Raw genomic sequence first — 792 nt, forward strand, 5'->3', positions numbered from 1 at the left:
GCCCGGTACGGCGTGCTGAACCGGTCGTCGGCGACAACGATCTCGAGGCCGTTGCCGGTGATGGTGGCGGGGCCTACATCGACATCGCCGTCTACGTCGTCAACGCGGAATGTGCCGAGCGGTACGACCTCCCGGGAGCCGTCGCTGTATTGGACGCCGCGGCTGATTCGGAGGCGGGCCCCGTAGATGCTGACCTTGTCGGCGGCGGTCCGCGGGATCAGCGTGGGGTCGGCCACCGTGACCGTGCAGGTCCGTCGCACGGACCTGTTGCGGTCCACCGAGACGCTGCCGCCGGTGATGTCCAGCGTTTCCTCGCCGCCGTCGGTACGGATGAGGACCACCTCGGTGACTACATCATGTGACTCGGCGATGGCCTGCAGGAAGCGGTCCGAGACGGCGTACATCAGGCTCCGATCTTCCGGTCCAGGAACACGTCCTCCCAGGTCGCGTACTTGGACAGCACCTCGGCCCAGGTGGCGTTCTCGGTGAGGACGTCCTGCCATGTGCGGCCTGCGGAGCTGGCGACGCCGACCGTGACCGGCATGTCGACCTGCTTGACGGGCAGCTGCCAGGTCCGCCACTCGTCGGTGGCCAGCCCCTTTCGCTCCTCCGTGGCAGCGCTGACGGCGACGTACATGTCGTCGACGCCGTGGCCGGGGGCGGCCTGCCACAGCAGCACCGACCCGGAGTCGAGGAGCCGGTGCAGGGCCTCCCGTTCTGCGTCGGTCTGGGTGAATACGACGAGGGTTCCCTCAAGGCCACTGCGGACGTCGCTGAGGACGACCGGGTTGC

The 792-nt window shown here is 68.4% G+C and carries 2 protein-coding genes; both read right to left on the reverse strand.

Annotated elements, in window-relative coordinates:
* The coding region (locus ABD191_RS28985) for a DUF5047 domain-containing protein (protein WP_344089137.1) at window positions 1-404 on the reverse strand (404 nt) is incomplete at its 3' end.
* A partial coding sequence (locus ABD191_RS28990; protein WP_344089140.1) for a hypothetical protein occupies window positions 404-792 on the reverse strand: 389 nt, incomplete at its 5' end. The genes ABD191_RS28990 and ABD191_RS28985, both read right to left, overlap by 1 nt.

It is taken from the genome of Luedemannella helvata (assembly GCF_039528415.1).
GTDB lineage: Bacteria > Actinomycetota > Actinomycetes > Mycobacteriales > Micromonosporaceae > Luedemannella > Luedemannella helvata.